This window comes from Trabulsiella odontotermitis, assembly GCF_001188485.1.
GTDB classification, from domain to species: Bacteria; Pseudomonadota; Gammaproteobacteria; order Enterobacterales; family Enterobacteriaceae; genus Trabulsiella; species Trabulsiella odontotermitis_A.
Genome location: NZ_JNGH01000104.1, coordinates 38,183 through 57,150, shown reverse-complemented (window position 1 = coordinate 57,150; position 18,968 = coordinate 38,183). Strand labels below are relative to the sequence as shown.

Here is an 18,968-nt window from a genome sequence, read left to right as displayed (position 1 = left end):
GCTAAGGATGTGAGAAAATCAGGCTACGTGGGCGGCAGCGCTGTCCAGCAGCGCCATTTCGTCGCTGTTGAGCAGTTTTTCGATATTCACCAGAATCAACATGCGATCGCCCAGTGCGCCGAGGCCGGTGAGGTACTCGGTGGAGAGCGTGACGGCGAACTCCGGCGCCGGACGGATTTGCTCCGAGGCCAGCGACAGCACGTCAGACACGCCGTCAACCACAATACCCACCACACGCTGGTTGAGGTTAAGAACGATCACCACGGTGTTCTCGTCATACTCCACTTCCTGCTGGCTGAACTTCACGCGCAAATCGACGATAGGCACAATCACGCCGCGCAGGTTGGTCACGCCTTTGATAAAGGAAGGCGTGTTCGCGATGCGCGTGACCTGATCATAACCACGGATCTCCTGTACTTTCAGGATATCAATGCCGTACTCTTCATCGCCAAGCGTGAAGACCAGAAACTCCTGGCCCGTTGGCTCACCCGCCAGTTTTGCTACAGTGCTCATACCGGTCATGTTATTACCTTTTATCTCAATCAGGCGGCGGTGTTCGCCACGCGTTGTTCACGATTTATTCCTTGCAGCGCGGAGACATCAACAATCAGCGCTACGCTGCCATCGCCGAGGATAGTGGCCGCGGAGATACCCGGCACTTTGCGATAGTTGCTTTCGAGGTTTTTCACCACCACCTGGTGCTGGCCGATCAGCTGATCCACCAGCAGCGCATAGCGGCGACCGGCGCTTTGCAGGATAACCACAATCCCCTGCGTCGGTTCGGTGTTGGCGCCCTCGACATCAAAGACTTTCCACAGTTCGACCAGCGGCAGATACTCGCCACGCACTTCCAGTACACGCTCGCCGCCCGCCAGCGGATGCAGATCTTCTTCACGCGGCTGCAGGGATTCCATTACCGCATTCAGCGGCAGAATGAAGACTTCGCCACTGACTTTGACCGACATCCCGTCGAGGATGGCGAGCGTCAACGGCAGTAAAATACGGATGGTGGTACCGGCACCCTCTTTGGACTGAATTTCGACGTGGCCACCCATCTCCTGGATGTTACGCTTCACCACGTCCATTCCCACGCCGCGTCCCGACACGTCGGTCACCTGTTCGGCGGTGGAGAAGCCGGGAGCGAAAATCAGCATGCCCACTTCTTCATCGGTCATGTTGTCGTGCACCGCCATGCCCTGAGAAACCGCTTTCGCCAGGATACGTTCGCGGTTCAGGCCTGCGCCATCGTCAGTCACTTCGATGCAGATGTTGCCGCCCTGATGTTCTGCGGAGAGCACCAGGTTGCCGACGGCAGATTTCCCGGCGGCGATACGCGCTTCCGGCAGTTCGATACCGTGGTCGAGACTGTTACGCACCAGGTGCGTTAACGGGTCGATAATACGTTCGATCAGGCTCTTGTCGAGTTCGGTCGAGCTGCCCATCTGGGTCAGTTCCACCTGTTTGCCGAGTTTGCTCGCGAGATCGCGCACCAGACGCGGGAAGCGGCTGAAAACGTACTCCATCGGCATCATACGAATCGACATCACCGATTCCTGCAGGTCGCGGGCGTTGCGCTGCAGTTGCCCCATGCTGGTGATCAGATCGCCATGCTGCACCGGATCCAGTTCGCCGGAACGCTGGGCCAGCATTGACTGGGTGATCACCAGTTCGCCCACCAGGTTGATCAACTGATCCACTTTTTCAANNACCGCGGGGCCTGCCGGTTCAACGGCGGCGACCTCGGTGGCGGCACTTTCATTCGCCTCTACCACGGCAACGTCAGTCGTCACCGTTTCAAAGGCAATCTGATCGGCTTCGATAACAAAGCACAGCACGGCCACGACATCGTCCTGATCGACGCTGCCGTCAAGGGTTGCCGACAGGGTGTCGTCCGTTTTTTCTACCTGGCTCAGTTGGGCCAGGTTGCTCAGTTCTTCCTGAAGCATGTCAGGTTCGCCGGGCTTCAGTCGTGACAGTACGATACGGGTTTTGCCTGCCGGACCGCCTGCCACAGGCTCAACCCCTTCGGTCTCCACGACGGTCAGTTTTGCCCCGTTTGCCGCAGCCACGGAGGCACCCTCACCTTTCGCTTCCAGCGCCAGCTGGCGTAACGCAGTACAAATGTATTCGAAGCTGGCAGCATCAGGTTCTGATGAGCTTTTATAGGCGTCGAGTTGTTCCTGCATAATATCTTTGGTTTCCAAAAACAGGTTGATAATGTCGGTGTTGAGCTGCATCTCACCACGCCGCGCGTCATCAAGCAGGTTTTCCATCAGGTGCGTGGTCTCCTGCAGGATCGTGAACCCGAACGTCCCTGCGCCCCCCTTGATAGAGTGGGCGGCGCGGAAAATGGCGTTCATCTGCTCGGCATCAGGTGCTTCAGGAACTAAATCCAGCAGGTGCTGCTCCATATCAGCCAACAATTCGTCGGCCTCATCAAAAAACGTCTGATAAAAATCGCTGATATCCATACTCACGGTATCACCTCTGATCGGGTTGTGGCGATGTGGGACTGGCCGCCGACGGCACTGCCGCAGGCTGCTGTAAAACACTTAATGGTTCATTCTGGCTCTCCGCATTTTCATGCAGGATCGCCTCTTCGGCCTGGTGGTTTAACACCAGCAGGCTGATACGACGGTTAATGGCGTCATCGCCGCCTCGATCGTTAAGGCGCATGGTGTTAGCCATACCCACCACACGTAACACTTTGCCGTCGTCCAGACCGCCCGCCACCAGCTCACGACGTGACGCGTTAGCGCGATCGGCAGAAAGTTCCCAGTTGCTGTAGCCGCGTTCGCCCGTGGCATACTGGAAATCATCGGTATGGCCCGACAGACTGATTTTATTAGGGATTTCGTTCAGTACCGGTGCGATTTTCCGCAGGATATCGCGCATGTACGGTTCCACTTCGGCACGTCCGGTTTCAAACATCGGCCGGTTCTGGCTGTCGATAATCTGGATCCGTAGCCCCTCCTGCACCAGATCGATTTTCAGGTGCGGACGCAGTGCCTTGAGTTTCGGGTCGGACTCAATCAGCTGATCGAGTTCGCCGCGAATTTTCTGCAGACGGCTCTGCTCCATGCGCTTTTTCAGATCGTCAATGTTCGGCTGTTTGGTCACTTCCCCTTTCTGCTGAGTAAAGTCATCGCCGCCACCGGGGATCGGGCTTTCGCTGTTGGACACCCGCTGCCCGCCGGTAATAGCGGTTGCCAGCGGCGTGCGGAAATACTCGGCAATCTGAATTAACTCTTTTGGGCTGGAGATGGAGATCAGCCACATCACGAGGAAGAACGCCATCATCGCCGTCATAAAATCGGCATAGGCGATTTTCCAGGAGCCATGGACATGATGATGTCCTTTGTGCTTACGCCGCCTGACGACGACGATAGGATGCGTCTGATTTTTCATGCGTCCTCGGTCGTGGTTTGCGTTTGAGCGGCGTTTGGATTACGCACGGCACGGACATGTTCTTCCAGTTCAATAAACGACGGACGCTCGCTGGAATACAGCGTTTTACGTCCAAATTCGACGGCAATTGGCGGTGCGTAGCCGTTCAGGTTCGACAGCAGCGTGATCTTAACGCACTGCATCATCTTGGTGGTTTCAGCGCTCTTCTGGCGCAGCACACTGGCAAGCGGAGAGATAAATCCATAGGCCAAAAGAATACCGAGGAATGTCCCGACCATCGCGTGGGCAATCAGCGAGCCCAGTTCTGCGGCCGGGCGGTCAGCCGAGGCCAGCGCGTGAACCACCCCCATCACCGCTGCGACGATACCAAACGCCGGCAGCGAGTCACCCACCAGCGCCAGGCTGTTCGCCGGCACTTCCGCTTCGCTCTCGTGCGTTTCGATCTCTTCGTCCATCAGCGCTTCGATTTCAAAGGTGTTCATGTTGCCGCTGATGATGAGGCGCAGATAGTCGACAATAAAATCGAGCATGATGTTGTCGGCAAGGATGCGCGGGTAGCTGGTGAAGATCTCGCTCTCGCGCGGATTTTCGATATCACGTTCCAGCGAGAACATCCCCTGCTGGCGCGATTTGGCCATCAGTCGGTACAGCAACGCCAGCAGATCCATGTACATGCTCTTGGTGTACTTTGAACGGCGAAACAGCAACGGCAGCGCTTTCATCGTGCCCTTGATTGCTTTGCCATTGTTGCCGACGATAAACGCACCAATACCCGCGCCGGCGATAATAACCAGCTCGGCAGGTTGATAGAGTGCCCCAAGGTGTCCGCCGGTCATGACAAAACCGCCGAAAACTGTACCGATAACCACCAGGTATCCTAATAAGATAAGCACGACATCATCCTTCCACTGTTGACTAAGGCGAGGAGGAGCAGATAAGCGTTTCCGTCTTCGTTAGGGCAAAAAAAAGCAGCGGTAATCGCTTACCGCTGCTGGAGTGTTTGTCCACACCGATTCGGTTAAACAGCCTGACCTATCTGTTCATCCAGCAGTTGTGAGGTAATATCGGCAGCATCGCTGGAAAGTTTACGTCTTTTTACGGCGCGTGACGGGGGCTGGCAGAGACTGCATACAAAGCTTCCCACCGGCTGGTGCGCGTGAGTAATAAAATTTCCACCGCAGCAGTTACAATGCGACAGTTCGAGCATTCCGCTCTCCACAAAACGAACCAGCGTCCAGGCGCGAGTTAACGCCAGTAACGGCCCCGTTTCCTGCTGTGGACATTGTTCCAGATAGAGGCGATACGCTTTGATGACAGCATCCACACCGCTGCACAGACCTGTTTTCAGTAAGTACTGCCAGGCATTACAAAACATCGACGAATGGATGTTTTGTTCCCAGGTCATAAACCAGTCAGTGGAAAAGGGAAGCATCCCTTTTGGTGGAGGGCTACCGCGCAATTCTTTGTACAGTTTGATGAGACGACCACGGCTCAGCTGTGTCTCACTTTCCAGCATCTGTAAGCGAGCACCCAGCGTAATCAGCTCCATGGCTAACTGAATATCGCGGGCTTCCTGAACAATGCTTTTTTCGCTCATCATCAGGCCCTTTTTTTCTTAGCAGAATCTTCTGCCTGACCGGTTTCTTTCAGTAAGCGGGTAGAGAGGAGGATTCCGGTATGGATCTGTTGAAGATCGTCGACACGAGACTCCTGTGTCAGGCGTGTGATGGTCTGGTGACTATCGAAGCGGAACTGACACACCAGTTGGTTCGTTTCCGCCAGTTTTACCATTTGCGGAAGGGTAAGCTCCCCGAGCGTGGTTGCCATCTCTTCGTTAATGCCGAGACGGAACATCGCAGAGGCTTTATCCTGACTAATCAAACGCTGTGCAAGTAGCAAATATGACAAGTTGATGTCATAAACATGTTTTAGCAACTCGGATGTATGCATTTTTCCCATCCCGAATAACCAACCATTTATTTTATGCGGTGTGACCGCACCCCGTGATGTCGCCGGTAAAAACCCGGTAAAAAAATAGAAACGGCCAAAATGCATAGTTGTCTTAGGCGATGGCTTGCCTGACTGTTATGTCTCTTTCTTCGTGGAAAGATAACGCGTCAATTTTAAACATTTCTTACAAATAACTAAGATTTTTCCTAATTCGACGCAACTGTACTCGTGAGTTCTTACACATACAATGTGGCCTTGCTGAAAATTTGAAATTTTTGTGATCTGCGTCACATAATTTGGCTCAATATTAGCAGTAAATCCATCAGAATGCGTTGTCAATTGTTGAAATTTTAGGCGTTCATTACACTTTTCTATTACTAAACTGTGAATAAGCATTTTCTGACACATACTTAAGCCATAAATTGGTTTGAAAAACTGCCGTGCCGCGCGATAGCGTCAGATTCGTCATATTGATAGCCAATAAATGCATAATAATCATCATAAAAACATAATGTTATCATTTTAGAATTATGAAATTGTTGCGATGCGTAATTATATTTATTTTGTTAGTTAACCTGTGTCACCCGTTAAAAATGGATTATTAAGAGCACCAGTTTTTGTTAAGTTGATCCATTTTCTTAACACCGTGGAATAACAACTTATTCCTGACATAAGAATAATTAATGAATATTCAGATGGCGCTCACACTTCTGTATGAGCCGCAGGCTTGCATGGACTGATGAAACGGAGTAAAGAGGAAAAAGGGGTAGTTTTGCGTATCACAAGGAGGCCCGATGCCGTACTCGCACCTTTTAGTCGCCGTCGCCCCGACGCCGGAAAGCCATATTTTAGTCAACAAAGCGGTGTCGATAGCCCGTCCTGTGCAGGCAAAAATCAGCCTGATCACCTTCGCCGCGGACCCGGAAATGTACAATCAGCTGGCGGCGCCGATGCTGGAAAATCTGCGTGAGCTGATGCAGGAGGAAACCAAGGAATTTCTGGCTGAACTGATTCAGCATATGGATTATCCGGTCGAAGAAGCGGTCATCGCCTCCGGGGAATTAGGCGAACAAGTGAAGCATTTCTGCCAGAAGAAAAAGGTGGATTTAGTGCTCTGCGGGAATCACAACAAAAGCTTTTTCTCACGTGCGACCTGCTCGGCCAAAACGGTGGTTGGCAGCAGCGGCGTCGACGTGCTGTTAGTGTCACTGGAAAAAGAGAAAGCGTAATGCTGCGCGCCACCGGGGCGCGCAGGGAGTGATGACGGATTACTGTCAGGCCAGTTTCGGGAAGGTCGCCACTTTGTCGCGCAGGCGGCTCTCTTCACTGCGCGGCGTTATCTGCTTTAGGTCGCTGATAAAGCGTTCCTGCCAGCGGTCAATGTCGTTTTCTTTGATCACCTTTTCCATCTCCGCATGACGGGCAATACGCTCGGCAAGCGGCATGGAGAGCGCCCTGTCGAGCGCGGCGGCCACATCATCGCGATCGTACGGATTGACGATCAACGCTGAGGTCAACTCGTTAGCGGCACCGGCAAACTGTGACAGCACCAGCACGCCTGGGTTGGCCGGGTCCTGCGCCGCGACAAACTCCTTCGCCACCAGATTCATCCCATCACGCAACGGCGTCACCAGACCGACGTCAGAGTAGCGGAACACCTTCATGAGGATCTTGCGGTCAAAGTGCTGGTTCAGATAGTACAGCGGCGTCCAGCCGAGCTGCCCGTACTGACCGTTAATGCGCCCCGCCGCCGTTTCCAGCTGATGACGAATATCCTGATAGGCCTGCACGTCGCCGCGCGAGGTAGGTGCAATTTGCGTGTAGCGAATCTTGCCGTGATGCTGCGGATATTTCTCCAGCAGCGTCTCATAGGCCAGAAAACGCTCCGGCAACCCTTTCGAGTAATCCAGACGCTCCACGGAGAAAATATTTTTCAGCCCCTTCAGTTCGGACTTGAGCTGCGCCAGTTTCGGCGGCAGCGGACCGCTCGCCTGACGTGCAATCTCTTTCGGCTCGATACCAATCGGATAGACCTCAGTACTGAACGCTTTCCCCCACGCCCGGTGCGAGTTGTCTTCACGCGTCGTCAGACGAGTCTGCACCTTGATGCATTCAAGGAAAGCCACGCGGTCGTTTTCCGTCTGAAAACCGAGCAGATCGTAATCACACAGCTGCTCCAGCAGTTCGGCATGCGGCGGCAGCGCGTTAAAGATTTCAGGGGTCGGGAACGGGATATGTAAAAAGAAACCGATGCGGTTGTTCACACCGCGCTGTCGCAATTCGCTGGCGAATGGCAGCAGATGGTAATCATGGATCCACAGAATGTCGTCCGGCTCAATCAGCGGCAACAATTTGTCGGCAATCAGCGAATTGACCCGCTGATAGCCTTCCCAGGCTTCGCGCTGAAAATCGACCAGGTCAAGACGATAGTGAAAGGCTGGCCACAGCACGGCGTTGGAGAACTGGTTGTAATAAAGATCGTGACTCTCCTCGCTAAGATTGAATGACGCCCAGGTAATGTCACCGCGAGTGACCTTTTTTAGCGGTACGTCTTCATCACCAATTTCACCACTCCAGCCAAACCATAATCCCCCGGTAGATTTCAGGGCACCAAGTACACCGACCGCAAGGCCACCGGCGCTGGCTTTCTTATCGTCTGGCGACGCGACACGATTAGATACTACGACTAAGCGACTCATAGCCATCCCTCCTGTCAGTTAGCGTATGTTGCTGGGTATCCACCACGGTTTTCAGCCACTGATGTACGTGCGGTACGCTGGCTAAACGGCAGGTCGCCAGCGTCTCTCCTTCGCCCACTTTCACTGAAACTCCCCCCAGTTGATTTACGATTTCGAAGCCGCTCTCATCGGTCAGATCGTCACCGACAAATACCGGCTGACGTCCCACGAAGGGCACTTCCTGTAAAAAGGCCGCAATGGCCGCACCTTTATTAACGCCTTTGGGTTTGATCTCCACCACGCACTTCCCCGGCTGTAGCGCCAGCTGCGGGTAACGCGCCACGATATCTTCTGCAAGATCAATAATCGCCGCCTCATGCTGCGGGGCGCGTCGGTAGTGCAGCGCAAATGCCATCCCCTTGCTTTCCAGTTCGCTGCCAGTCAACGGCGCTAACGCCTGCCTGAGGGTCTCCTCAAGCGTGCCCATCAGCGAGGCGGGAAGGGTCAGAACATGCAACTGGTCATTGATATCACGACGCTCTGCCCCGTGAACCCCGGCAAGCGGGAAACGGTAAGGTTCGACAAGCGCGTCCAGCTCGTCCATCGAACGCCCTGAAATCAATGCCACGGCACCGTTTTGCTGTTCAGCGAGCTGATGCAGCGAAAGGCGAACATCGGTGGGAATAACGACCTGGTCAGGATGGGGTTTAATCTCTGCAAGCGTTCCATCAAGGTCAAAGAAAAATGCCAGATTTCCAGTCAGATCAGGCGGTACTGTGAGCAGTTTATCCACCCTTTGTCCTCCTTTTTTACAGCCAACGGCTTCTTGTTAATAATAAGTTAGCAGTATAAGTATAGACAGTGTGACCGCCCTCGCCATTTTCAAATGAAAACGCCAGTGGAATTAACCACTGGCGAGACGGAAGAAGTAAACTTAAAGGTTGGGGACTGGAATTACGCCGTACGCTTCGCTTTTTGTTTATAACGGTCGAAGATCACCGCCGCCAGCAGGATCAGACCGCGCACCACATACTGCGAGAACGGCGAGATGTTCAGCAGGTTCATGGCGTTCTCCACGGTCCCCAGAATCAGGATCCCGGCGACGACATACGAGATTTTACCAATCCCTCCTTTCAGAGAAACGCCACCCAGCACGCAGGCCGAAATCACAATCAGCTCATAGCCGATAGAGGTCATCGGCTGACCGCTGGTCATTCGCGAGGCGAGGATGATCCCCGCTGCGGCGGACACCAATCCAGAGAGCACAAAGATGATGATTTTAGTGCGCACCACCGGCACCCCGGCGAGACGCGCCGCTTCTTCATTACCACCAATCGCCAGCGTGTTGCGGCCAAAGGTGGTTTTGTTGAGCAGCAGACCAAAAATCACCAGGCAGACCACCGTCAGCCAGATGGGCGCGGGCAGACCAAACCAGTTGGCATAACCCAGCGTAAAGAAGCGCTCGTCTTCGATCCCCACCGCTTTACCGTCAGAAATAATATAGGCCAGACCGCGCACGATCTGCATCGTGGCGAGCGTGGTGATCAGGGCGTTGATTTTCAGTCGGGCGATGACAAAACCGTTCACCAGGCCGCTCAGCACGCCAAGCAGCAGCCCGGCAAACACGCCGATCCACAGGCTTTCCGTCATGTTAATCACCACCGCCGTGGTGACCCCGGCACAGGCAATCACCGACGCGACGGAGAGGTCAAAATCGCCGGAGGCGAGGCAAAACAGCATGCCGCACGCCACCATGCCGGACATGGAAATCGCCAGCCCAAGCCCTTTCATATTGATGAAGGTGGCGAAGTTAGGGACAAAAATCGAACAGGCAATAAACAGAGCGGCGAACACCACCAGCATGCCGTACTGATCCCAGATGCGGCCAAAGCTGAACGATTTCTGGGTTGCGCCGGATGTAGTAACAGATGACATCATAGACTCCTCTCAGGCGACCGCCTGGCTGACTTTAGGCATCGCAAGGCTTAGCGCCTGCTGTTCATTGGCGTTTTCATGCAGCAACTCACCAGCGATTTCACCTTCGCGCATCACAACGATACGGTCGGCGACGCCAAGCACTTCCGGCAGATCGCTTGAGGCAAAGAGCACCGCCACGCCGGACGCCGCCAGCGCGTAGATAACGTTATAGATTTCGTGTTTCGCCCCGACATCAATGCCGCGGGTCGGCTCATCCAGCAAAATGACTTTCATCTCTTCGGAGAGCCAACGGCCGAGAATCGCTTTCTGCTGATTCCCGCCCGAAAGGTTCATGATCAGCTGTTCCGCCCCGGGCGTTTTAATATTCAGTGACTGAATATGATGCTCGGCGTTCTGCACTTCCCAGCGGTTATTGATCACGCAGCCGCCAAGAATGTGTTTGCGTCTGGCGCTGATATTTATGTTGTCGCGCACCGAGTGAACGGGGATGATCCCTTCCGCTTTGCGATCTTCAGGGCACAGCATCATGCCTGCGCTGATGGCCTGCGCTGGTTTGGTGATGTTGACGGGTTGGCCGTCTATCCACACCTGTCCGCCGCTAATGCGCGTGCCGCCAAACAGCCCCTTCATTAACTCGCTGCGGCCTGCCCCGACCAGGCCAAACAGCCCGACGATTTCACCGCTGCGTACGGAGAGCGAAATTGGCGCACGCACGCCTGGTGCCTGCACCTGCTCCAGCCGCAGACGCTCTTCGCCATACTCGCGCGGCTGCCAGCCATAGATGTCACCAATGTCGCGCCCTACCATCGCCTGCACCAGCACCTCATGGTTGACCTGTTGCATGTCAGTAAAGGTGCGCACGTAGCGGCCATCTTTAAAAACGGTCACGGCGTCGCTGAGGGCAAAAATCTCCTCCATACGGTGGGAGACATACAGGATGACGCGCCCTTCATTGCGCAGTTCGCGAATGACGCGGAACAGATTGTCGATTTCCCTTGCCGATAGCGAACTGGTGGGTTCGTCAAAGGCGATAATTTTGGCGTTTCGCGCCAGCGCTTTGGCAATTTCCACCATCTGCCACTGGCCGATGGAGAGATATTTCAGCGGCGTTTCCGGGTCGATATCGAGCCCCAGATGCTCCAGTTGCAGTCGCGCTTCGTAATTCAGCAGGGAGCGATTGACAATCCCGCCTTTGTGCGGCAACTGCCCGAGGTAGATGTTTTCCGCCACGGTCATTTCAGGCACCAGATGCAGTTCCTGATAAATGATCGCCACCCCGGCGTTCAGCGCAGCGGTCGTATCAGCAAAAGCCATTTCCTGACCGCGGATCCGCAGAGTACCGGATGTCGGCGAATAGTTGCCGCTGAGGATTTTAAGCAGGGTGGATTTTCCGGCGCCATTTTCCCCCATCAGGGCGTGAACCTGTCCGGGATAGCAGTCGAAACTGATATCCGACAGCGCTTTCACACCGGGGAACGTTTTGGTGATGCCGTGGAATGAGAGATACGGTGTTGACTGTTGCATAACGACTCCGCCAGTAAGTTCAGCACGCGTTCGGCTGCCCCGCACTCATGCCAGGGCAGCCGGTGTGCGTTTACAGCCCTTTCTTCGCCAGCTCTTCTTTGAAATTGTCACGCGTGATCAGCACAACGTCGGTCACAGCGGTGAATTTCGGCGGTTCTGCGCCTTTGGTGACCCAGTTATAAAGCAGCTCACTGGTTTTATAACCGTGAACGTCCGGGCTGGGCAGCAGCGAACCGTAGAAGCCGGTGGCCTGCGCTTTCGAGAGTTCGTTCACCGCATCCACGCCGTTGATGCCGATGCCGATCACGTCGTTCGCTTTAAAGCCCTGCCCTTCGGTGGCGCGTACGCCGCCCAGCACGGTGTTGTCGTTCATACCGACCACCAGCCAGTGTTTGACTTCAGGGTGCTGAACCAGCAGGGAGTTACCGGCATCAAATGCGCCGGGGATATCGTTTGATTTGGTCGGTACTTTGTAGATTTGTGCTTGCGGGAAGCCAGCCGCTTTCAGCGCGTCCATCGAACCGGTGGTGCGACGGCGTGCGGTGTCCAGCTCATCGGCGGTGATCGCCATCACGCCGGTTTGTTTGACATCCCAGCCGCGTTTTTGCATTTCTTTATACAGTTCCTGACCCTGACGCGCGCCGATTTCGCTGGCGGCCATCATCACCAGGGGAACGTTTTCCATCGGTTTCCCTTTCGCGTTCACGAACTGGTCATCGACGGTAATGACTTTCATATCATAGCTGCGCGCCTTCGCCACAATGGCTGGCCCCAGTTTCGGGTCCGGCGTACAGATGACAAATCCTTTCGCACCGCTGGCGGCAAGGCTGTCGATCGCATTCAGCGTTTTCTCACCGTCTGGCACGGCGATTTTAATCACGTCAAATCCTAAATCTTTACCGGCTTTATCGGCAAAACGCCATTCGGTCTGGAACCAGGGTTCTTCGGGCTGCTTAACCAAAAAACCCAGTTTCATATTCTCTGCGATAGCCGATTGTGACATAACCGCAGCGAGACCGATCGCCGCCAGTGCTTTAGTAAATTTGTGCATGGTAAACTCCAGCTTTAGTGCTCTTTTATGTAGGGAAAAATCTGCTTTCTGAATTTATTCGGACATAAAACAACGCATTAGCATCGATCACAGCAACAATGCCCATGTGACTTTATTAATAGCGGGAAATTAATTATCCATGAGAGAGCCCCATCACACCGCAGAATTACAGTAATTGAGTGCATAGATTCAGCGAGAAATGACATAATTTTTAACGCATTCATCATACAATAGCATTGTGCCATGACAGAATAATCCATGTGGTCAGCTAACTTATCCTTGTAAGCCCGTCAGCTCTGGGATGCCCGCTGTTCTGCTACGACAAAATGGTGAGAATTAGTCTGAAAGAACGGAGTCAATGGCGTAAAAAGATCGAACGATCAACATTGAATTAACGAATTCTCTCGTTAAGATTTTCTTTAATTTTACCGGTAACGAGAGATATTCTGATATATACCCTGAGCCATTTCATATCAATAATATCTTTGTATTACATATCAGCCATATATGAAATATTTGATCGAGACAAACTCCTAAAAATGAATTATTTCGACTTCCTGTAACGAAAGGTAAATAGCAAAAGTTAAGTATTTTCTTATTTTCCAATTCGCGCTATGCTTATTCCCGTCGATATAAATACGCTTCGCATCGACGCCTCTTATCGTTATTATGTTTCAACCTGTAATTAGTAGGATATTAATATGACTGTCAATGGAATGGCGCAAAAACTGAATGCTCAAATGAACCTGGAGTTCTATGCCTCCAACCTGTGTTTGCGTTTTAGCGACTGGTGCAGCGAGCATCGTCTGAACGGCACCGCCATATTCCTGCGTAATCAGGCTCAGGCGAACGTCACCAAAATGATGCGCATGTTTGATTTTATGAAAACGTCCGGCGCATGGCCGGTTATTAAAGGCGTGGATACGTCAGGCGCGACCTGCTCCACGCTGGAAGATCTGTTCGTGAAATCATTCGAGGAACACCAGCAGCGCAGCAATACGCTCTCCGCCCTGGCGGCAGAAGCGCAGGCCATTCAGGACGGTACGATTCTGAGCTTCCTCCACCTGCTGGAAAAAGAACAGCAGCAGGATGGCCTGTTACTGCAAACGATCCTTGAAGAAGTACGCAGTGCTAAACAGGCGGGTCTGAGCGTGGAACAAGCCGATCAGCATTTGCTGAACGTGGTGAAATTCCAGAAGCATTAATTGCGCCCCACTTTTCTTTCCGCTTCTGGTTATGCCGGAAGCGGAACTTTTTATTGTCCGACCTTTCCAGCCTGCTAGTGGGCTTCGCCCTGCGGGGTAAACTTCAGTTCAATCAGCGCAATCGCTTTCTGCACGGCACGACGGGTGACCGGGTCGACGGCGGCGGAATTGCCCGTGAAATCAATTGATCTCAGCTGAGTTGCCATCTTCTCGCGCACTTCGACAGGCGCAATTACGTCGATCACATCCAGAATTTGTTTAATCACCAGCTGGCAGGCCACAACGTCAGAAACCAGTTCATCATTGGCGGTAAGTTGTTGCGTCATTTTTTGCTCCTTCTTTGCGGAGCGCCATAGTACCCTAAATTGCGGCCGACGCGAGGCAACTTTAGACATGACTTGCGATAAACGGTAAAAGTATCAATAAAAATTGCAACGGGACACCAACCTTGAGCAGCGATGGCAAACCGACAGTGAATGACAATTTCTCCACGCAGGGATCACGAGGGATTTCACCCGCCGCCTTACTGGTAGCCGGTGCGTTTTTTATGGAGTTTCTCGACGGGACCGTCATCGCAACCGCCCTGCCCGATATGGCAAAAACCTTCGCCGTACAGGCGGTTGACCTGAATATCGGTATCAGCGCCTATCTGATCACCCTCGCGGTGCTGATCCCCGCCAGCGGCTGGATTGCCGACCGTTTCGGCGCACGCAGTGTGTTTAGCCTCGCGCTGGCGATTTTCACTCTCGCCTCGGTCTTTTGCGGCCTCGCCACCAGCATGGACAGCTTCGTCGCCATGCGCATTTTGCAGGGCGTCGGCGGCGCGCTGATGGTGCCTGTAGGGCGCCTCGCGGTACTGCGTACCACGCCAAAACACCAGCTCATTACCGCCATCGCCACCCTCACCTGGCCCGCGCTGGTCGCGCCGATTATCGGCCCGGCACTCGGCGGATTTATTACCCGCTACGCCAGCTGGCGCTGGATTTTCTTTATCAACGTTCCCCTGGGCATTCTGGCGATTGCGCTCGCGTTGCGCATCATTCCTGTTATCCGCGAAGCCGAGCGTCGCCCCTTCGACCTGCCTGGTTTTCTGGCGACAGCGCTGGCAATGGTCTGTCTGGTCTGTGCGATGGAGATGCTCGGGTCACCGTCGTCGCCAGGGGTGCAGACATCGGGTTTATTGCTTGTCGGCGCGCTGGCATTTGCCTTTGCGTTGCGCCATTTCCGCCGCGCGGCCTGGCCGATGATTCGCCTCGATTCGCTGAAAATCGCTACCTTTCGCATCACGATGTATGGCGGCTCGCTGTTCCGCGCGTCAATCAGCGCCGTGCCGTTTCTGCTGCCGNNCCATTAACCCCGCCACGACGCCGCTCATCCGCTGGCTCGGGTTTCGCAAACTGTTGTTGATTAACGGGTCGCTGAACGTGCTGGCGCTGCTGGCCTGTGCGTTTCTGACGCCGCAAACACCCGTCTGGCTGACGCTGCTTATTCTTTACCTTGGCGGCGTGTTCCGTTCCATTCAGTTTACCGGTATCAGCACGCTGGCATTCGCTGATGTCGCCCCGCCGCAGATGAGCTATGCCAACACGCTGTTCAGCACTGCAACGCAGCTCGCCATCGGGCTTGGCATCACGCTGGGGGCGATCGGGATTCGTCTGGGGGAAAAGGTGAGCGACTGGCTGGATCTGACAACGTTACCCGGCATCAGCTTCCGCCTCGCCTTTGTGTTTATCGCCTTGATTTGCCTGGCGGGTATGGTCGATACGCTGCAGCTGACCCGCGATGCCGGTAGCGCGGTGTCGCGGAAAAGCCGGTAAAAAACCCGGCAGCGTGGCGCTCTCCGGGTTTTTAATGCGACGTGTTACGCCAGCATTTCGCGGACGAACGCCTCGATGGTTTTATCCTGACCGTTTTCAAAGAAACACTGCTGGAAACGCGGGCCGGAAATCGCCGTTTTCACCAGTTCAGGATCGATAGCACGCAGGGTATCGAGATAGTTCTCTTTCACCACCGCTGCTTTCACCTGATTCAGAATACCGGCATTGCGGACCTGCGGCTCTTTGCGCTCTGGCGGATAGCCTTCACCATTGCGTCCGGTAAACGCTTTCTCAAAAATGAAGCGCACATTCAGCTCCGCGCCCCAGCCAAAACCTTTGGCGAACGGCAGTGACAGCGCGTTACCGTTGTTGATCTGCGCAAACAGGAACGCGTCCGCCGGATCGATACAGTAGCCGCACACCACGCCCGGGTGGATGTTCAGCGACATCAGCGCGCCCTGACCGGTGCCGCAGCCGGTGACGACAAAATCCACCGCTTTCGAATTCAGCAGAATGCTGGCCATGATGCCGAGGTGAATGTAGGTCAGATGATGATCCTGTTCATCGCTCATACCCACGTTATAAACCGGGAACCCTTTTTCACCAGCAACGGCGTTCAGTTCTTTCAGGATGATGGCGTTCTTGCTCGCCTGGCTGTTTTCCATCATCAGTGCAATTTTCATGTCTTCACTCCTGATTACGGCGGGAAACCCGCAATGAATAAGCACACTGGCTCTCACCTTACTATTCAATAAACTCACTTTCAAATTTAATGAAAAATGGTTTTATAATTCAACCTCGATAACCACGAAAAGTTAATAAAAAGATCTATCCGCCGTGGTGACCGTTAGTTAGACTGATTAATACTGCACACGTTAACAGGATCCTTCCGTGAATCATTGCTGGCGTCTGTTACTGAAAAAGTCGCTTTACGCATTACAGGTCCTTCTCTTCCTGTTTTGCTCTGCACCGCTGTTTGCCGCGCCGCAGCCGGTGCCTGTCTGGCTGTATGACGATGAAAATTTCGAATTCTGGCGCGATGCTAACGGCCATTATCAGGGTTACTACCAGGATCTGTTTCAGGCCATTAATGAGAAATATGGTTATAACTTCCAGCTTCACCCGGTCAATGGCGAAGAGATAAACCGCCGCTTTAGCGAAAACAGTTTTGGTCTGTACGCGGGTGTATTGCGCACCGAAGAACGCGCGACCACAAAAATCCTCTCAATGCGCTTATTTGATAATGAAGTGGTGGCCGCCAGCTTGATCCGTAATGCCGACACGCCGGATGACTTAAACCATGCGCGGGTTGTTTTCCGCCGCAATGACGCCACCTTCGACCAGGTCAGAAAACGCTATCCCGAACTGACATTCCGCAACGTGCTGTTGGTTGATGCCAGCCAGGTAGGTTTTGACCTGCTGCGCGACGGAAAGGCCGATTACTATATTAATGACGATTCGGAGATGGATGACACCCAGCACTATTACGCTATCTCCCGCCCGTTCCCGGATCTCCGCATTCCCGTCACTATTGGTTTCAGCCCCGAATTAGAACACACCCGCAACGATATTAACCAGCTCATCAGCGACTGGCAGCAAAGTGGCAAACTACATCAACTGGAAGAAAACAGCCGTCGCAATTACCTGGTCAGCCGTATCCAGTTGACACCGCAGGAGCGCGCGTGGATTGAACAGAACACACTGGACATCTGGCTGCCGAAAAACGAAAACTTCGCGCCGCTGATCTGGCAGGACCGCAGCGGCTATCACGGTACGGCGATAGAAATGATCAAGGATATGCAGGAACTGCTGCATATTAAGGTCAACGTACATTATGTGGATAACTACGTGGCGCGCATGCGCAAAGAGAACTGGCCGGTGCGACTGGTAGATATTCTCAGCGACCAGAATCCGCTCCACACCAGCGGCATTATCGGCCCGCTGCAATCCTGGCATAACGCCTGGTATACCCGCATCGATGAGCCTTTTATTCGCGATGAAGAGCAGATCCGTTTTCAGCGCGTCGGGGTGCTGCGCGATTCTTATGCCAGCCTGTATCTGCGGGAGCACTTTGGCAACGACATTACGCTGGTGCCGGTTGATACCGTCGATCAGCTGTTTGACGCCATTGATAACCACCGCGTTGATTACATTCTTGGCGATCTCAGTTCACTGGAACTGGCCTTGCGCGGCAACGAGCTGTTTCGCGGGATCCTCAAAGTGGCCGGGCTGACGCGCTCCGACGATCACATCGGCGCCTGGGTGGCGCCGGGTCATCCGCTGCATTCGCTGTTAACCGAAGTGCACCGCATCTCCAGCCTGCGAGCCCAGCTGGAACGACATCGCGAAACTCCGATGACGCTGGATATCAGTAAAAACACGCTTAAAGTGATCAGCGTGATCCTGCTCATCACTGTGGTGTTCAGCCTGTTCCTGGTGCTGCTGATGCGTCGGCAAATCAAGAAAAATCATCTGGTTAACCGCAGCATTGTTGAAGCGATGGAAAAAGTGAACCGGGCGCACGACGNCTGCCGCATCGCATTGTGCGAGACATTGAGCGGTTTGCCTCGCTGCATGACGTGGGCAAAATTGCGGTACCCGAGCGCATTCTGCGTAAAGAGGGGCCGCTCACGGCGGAAGAGTTCAGCGAAATGAAGCTTCATACGCTGAAAGGCTGGCGGATTATTCAGGGGCTTGGTCTCGGGACCATCGCGGAAAATATCATTCATTACCACCATGAAAAATGGGACGGTAGCGGCTACCCGGAAGGGTTGAAGGGCGAGCAGATCCCTATCGAAGCGCGCATTCTGGCGCTGGCGGACGTGTACGATGCACTGCGACAAAAGCGCGTCTATAAACCGGGCTTCAGCCACGAACATGCCTGTGGGGTGATCCTCGAAGGCGCCGGGAAACATTTCGATCCGCAGCTGATTGCGCTCTTCCGACAGCTGCATCCGAAATTCCGCGATATCTATGACGCCCGCGCCGATTAGCGCTTGCCGTTGCGATAACTGAGCACCGATCCAGCGGTTATTCTGCGGATTGCCATCGCCGCCGGCGGTTACGATAGGAAGATTTCCGTGCTTTCAGAGCGATACCATGAATAAATTTCTTCTTGCCGCCGCTGTTGTTTCGTTATCCGCCTGCACTATCACGCGCCAGGCGGAGGTCAGTAACGTTGATGCGAACAGCGGGGTCGTGCGTCTCTCCTACGGGCAAGCCATGCTGCAGTCCGCGCGGACCGATAATTATGTGGCTAACGGGACAGCGACTAAGCAGTGTCAACAGCTCGGCNAATAATAGCGTGACGATCCAATATCAGTGTCGCGGTATCGCGATAACTCAGCCTAAATATAACGGCTACTGGTAATAATAAACGCCGACACACGATGGTCGG

General features: G+C 53.8%; 17 protein-coding genes and 2 pseudogenes. 6 read left to right on the top strand and 13 right to left on the bottom strand.

Features of this window, described 5'->3' with window-relative positions; all coding sequences use genetic code 11:
• Positions 1-18: 18 nt before the first annotated feature.
• From cheW to flhD, 6 genes are all read right to left on the bottom strand, one after another.
• Positions 19-522: a chemotaxis protein CheW gene (gene cheW / locus GM30_RS17335; protein ID WP_049849639.1), complete on the bottom strand. Its 504-nt coding sequence runs from the start codon at positions 520-522 to the stop codon at positions 19-21.
• A gap of 20 nt (positions 523-542) precedes the next feature.
• Positions 543-2,477: a chemotaxis protein CheA gene (gene cheA / locus GM30_RS17330; RefSeq protein WP_049849638.1), complete on the bottom strand. Its 1,935-nt coding sequence runs from the start codon at positions 2,475-2,477 to the stop codon at positions 543-545.
• A 4-nt stretch (positions 2,478-2,481) separates the two neighbouring features.
• Positions 2,482-3,408, bottom strand: coding sequence for a flagellar motor protein MotB (gene motB / locus GM30_RS17325; RefSeq protein WP_049849637.1), 927 nt, complete (start codon positions 3,406-3,408; stop codon positions 2,482-2,484).
• Positions 3,405-4,301, bottom strand: a complete 897-nt coding sequence (gene motA / locus GM30_RS17320) for a flagellar motor stator protein MotA (protein ID WP_049849636.1) — start codon at positions 4,299-4,301, stop codon at positions 3,405-3,407. Before motA ends, motB begins: the two co-directional genes overlap by 4 nt.
• A gap of 125 nt (positions 4,302-4,426) precedes the next feature.
• Positions 4,427-5,011, bottom strand: a complete 585-nt coding sequence (flhC, locus tag GM30_RS17315; protein WP_192901444.1) for a flagellar transcriptional regulator FlhC — start codon at positions 5,009-5,011, stop codon at positions 4,427-4,429.
• Positions 5,008-5,358, bottom strand: a complete 351-nt coding sequence (gene flhD, locus GM30_RS17310) for a flagellar transcriptional regulator FlhD (protein WP_038153372.1) — start codon at positions 5,356-5,358, stop codon at positions 5,008-5,010. The genes flhC and flhD overlap by 4 nt, the downstream gene beginning before the upstream one ends.
• Before the next feature lie 794 nt (positions 5,359-6,152).
• Between flhD and uspC the strand changes: the two genes are divergently transcribed.
• Positions 6,153-6,587 carry a universal stress protein UspC gene (uspC, locus tag GM30_RS17305; RefSeq protein WP_049849635.1) on the top strand — a complete coding sequence of 145 codons (435 nt, stop codon included), beginning with the start codon at positions 6,153-6,155 and terminating at the stop codon, positions 6,585-6,587.
• Between the two features lie 45 nt (positions 6,588-6,632).
• Here uspC and otsA read toward each other — a convergent pair whose 3' ends face one another.
• The 5 genes from otsA to GM30_RS17280 all read right to left on the bottom strand — a co-directional run bounded on the left by otsA (position 6,633) and on the right by GM30_RS17280 (position 12,549).
• Positions 6,633-8,057: an alpha,alpha-trehalose-phosphate synthase gene (otsA, locus tag GM30_RS17300; protein ID WP_049849634.1), complete on the bottom strand. Its 1,425-nt coding sequence runs from the start codon at positions 8,055-8,057 to the stop codon at positions 6,633-6,635.
• On the bottom strand, positions 8,032-8,829 hold the full coding sequence (gene otsB, locus GM30_RS17295; RefSeq protein ID WP_049849633.1) for a trehalose-phosphatase: 798 nt from the start codon (positions 8,827-8,829) through the stop codon (positions 8,032-8,034). The genes otsA and otsB overlap by 26 nt, the downstream gene beginning before the upstream one ends.
• 161 nt (positions 8,830-8,990) lie before the next feature.
• Complete coding sequence (gene araH, locus GM30_RS17290; protein ID WP_049849632.1) at positions 8,991-9,971, bottom strand: arabinose ABC transporter permease AraH; 981 nt, start codon at positions 9,969-9,971, stop codon at positions 8,991-8,993.
• Positions 9,972-9,983: 12 nt separating this feature from the next.
• Positions 9,984-11,498, bottom strand: coding sequence for an L-arabinose ABC transporter ATP-binding protein AraG (gene araG, locus GM30_RS17285; RefSeq protein WP_049849631.1), 1,515 nt, complete (start codon positions 11,496-11,498; stop codon positions 9,984-9,986).
• A 70-nt stretch (positions 11,499-11,568) separates the two neighbouring features.
• Positions 11,569-12,549, bottom strand: a complete 981-nt coding sequence (locus GM30_RS17280) for an arabinose ABC transporter substrate-binding protein (protein WP_049849630.1) — start codon at positions 12,547-12,549, stop codon at positions 11,569-11,571.
• A 701-nt stretch (positions 12,550-13,250) separates the two neighbouring features.
• On the opposite strand from GM30_RS17280, the gene GM30_RS17275 reads away from it, so the two are divergent.
• On the top strand, positions 13,251-13,754 hold the full coding sequence (locus GM30_RS17275; RefSeq protein WP_049849629.1) for a non-heme ferritin-like protein: 504 nt from the start codon (positions 13,251-13,253) through the stop codon (positions 13,752-13,754).
• A gap of 74 nt (positions 13,755-13,828) precedes the next feature.
• Here GM30_RS17275 and GM30_RS17270 read toward each other — a convergent pair whose 3' ends face one another.
• Positions 13,829-14,080, bottom strand: a complete 252-nt coding sequence (locus GM30_RS17270; RefSeq protein WP_049849628.1) for a DUF2766 family protein — start codon at positions 14,078-14,080, stop codon at positions 13,829-13,831.
• Positions 14,081-14,226: 146 nt separating this feature from the next.
• Here GM30_RS17270 and GM30_RS17265 point away from each other — a divergent pair.
• A pseudogene (locus GM30_RS17265) lies at positions 14,227-15,571 on the top strand (MFS transporter).
• Between the two features lie 44 nt (positions 15,572-15,615).
• Here the strand turns inward: GM30_RS17265 and GM30_RS17260 are convergent.
• Positions 15,616-16,254 (bottom strand): RpiB/LacA/LacB family sugar-phosphate isomerase, encoded by a 639-nt coding sequence (locus GM30_RS17260; RefSeq protein WP_049849627.1) that lies wholly within the window; start codon positions 16,252-16,254, stop codon positions 15,616-15,618.
• A gap of 208 nt (positions 16,255-16,462) precedes the next feature.
• Here GM30_RS17260 and GM30_RS17255 point away from each other — a divergent pair, with 208 nt between their 5' ends.
• The 3 genes and pseudogenes from GM30_RS17255 (at position 16,463) to yecR (ending at position 18,941) form a co-directional block, all read left to right on the top strand.
• A complete protein-coding gene (locus tag GM30_RS17255; protein ID WP_238582676.1) occupies positions 16,463-18,226 on the top strand; it encodes a transporter substrate-binding domain-containing protein in 1,764 nt (587 codons plus the stop codon).
• Entirely contained in the window at positions 18,115-18,564 is a 450-nt protein-coding gene (locus GM30_RS27400) for an HD-GYP domain-containing protein (RefSeq protein ID WP_338011800.1), read from the top strand. The genes GM30_RS17255 and GM30_RS27400 overlap by 112 nt, the downstream gene beginning before the upstream one ends.
• 106 nt (positions 18,565-18,670) lie before the next feature.
• Positions 18,671-18,941, top strand: a pseudogene (gene yecR, locus GM30_RS17250) (YecR family lipoprotein).
• Positions 18,942-18,968: the final 27 nt, after the last annotated feature.

Bases quoted from the DNA above. Each gene is read 5' to 3' on its own strand.
- GM30_RS17275 (WP_049849629.1), top strand. From the start codon at position 13,251: ATGACTGTCAATGGAATGGCGCAAAAACTGAATGCTCAAATGAACCTG.
- cheW (WP_049849639.1), bottom strand. From the start codon at position 522: ATGACCGGTATGAGCACTGTAGCAAAACTGGCGGGTGAGCCAACGGGC.
- flhD (WP_038153372.1), bottom strand. From the start codon at position 5,358: ATGCATACATCCGAGTTGCTAAAACATGTTTATGACATCAACTTGTCA.
- GM30_RS17280 (WP_049849630.1), bottom strand. From the start codon at position 12,549: ATGCACAAATTTACTAAAGCACTGGCGGCGATCGGTCTCGCTGCGGTT.
- araG (WP_049849631.1), bottom strand. From the start codon at position 11,498: ATGCAACAGTCAACACCGTATCTCTCATTCCACGGCATCACCAAAACG.
- uspC (WP_049849635.1), top strand. From the start codon at position 6,153: ATGCCGTACTCGCACCTTTTAGTCGCCGTCGCCCCGACGCCGGAAAGC.
- GM30_RS17270 (WP_049849628.1), bottom strand. From the start codon at position 14,080: ATGACGCAACAACTTACCGCCAATGATGAACTGGTTTCTGACGTTGTG.
- motB (WP_049849637.1), bottom strand. From the start codon at position 3,408: ATGAAAAATCAGACGCATCCTATCGTCGTCGTCAGGCGGCGTAAGCAC.
- araH (WP_049849632.1), bottom strand. From the start codon at position 9,971: ATGTCATCTGTTACTACATCCGGCGCAACCCAGAAATCGTTCAGCTTT.
- otsA (WP_049849634.1), bottom strand. From the start codon at position 8,057: ATGAGTCGCTTAGTCGTAGTATCTAATCGTGTCGCGTCGCCAGACGAT.
- GM30_RS17260 (WP_049849627.1), bottom strand. From the start codon at position 16,254: ATGAAAATTGCACTGATGATGGAAAACAGCCAGGCGAGCAAGAACGCC.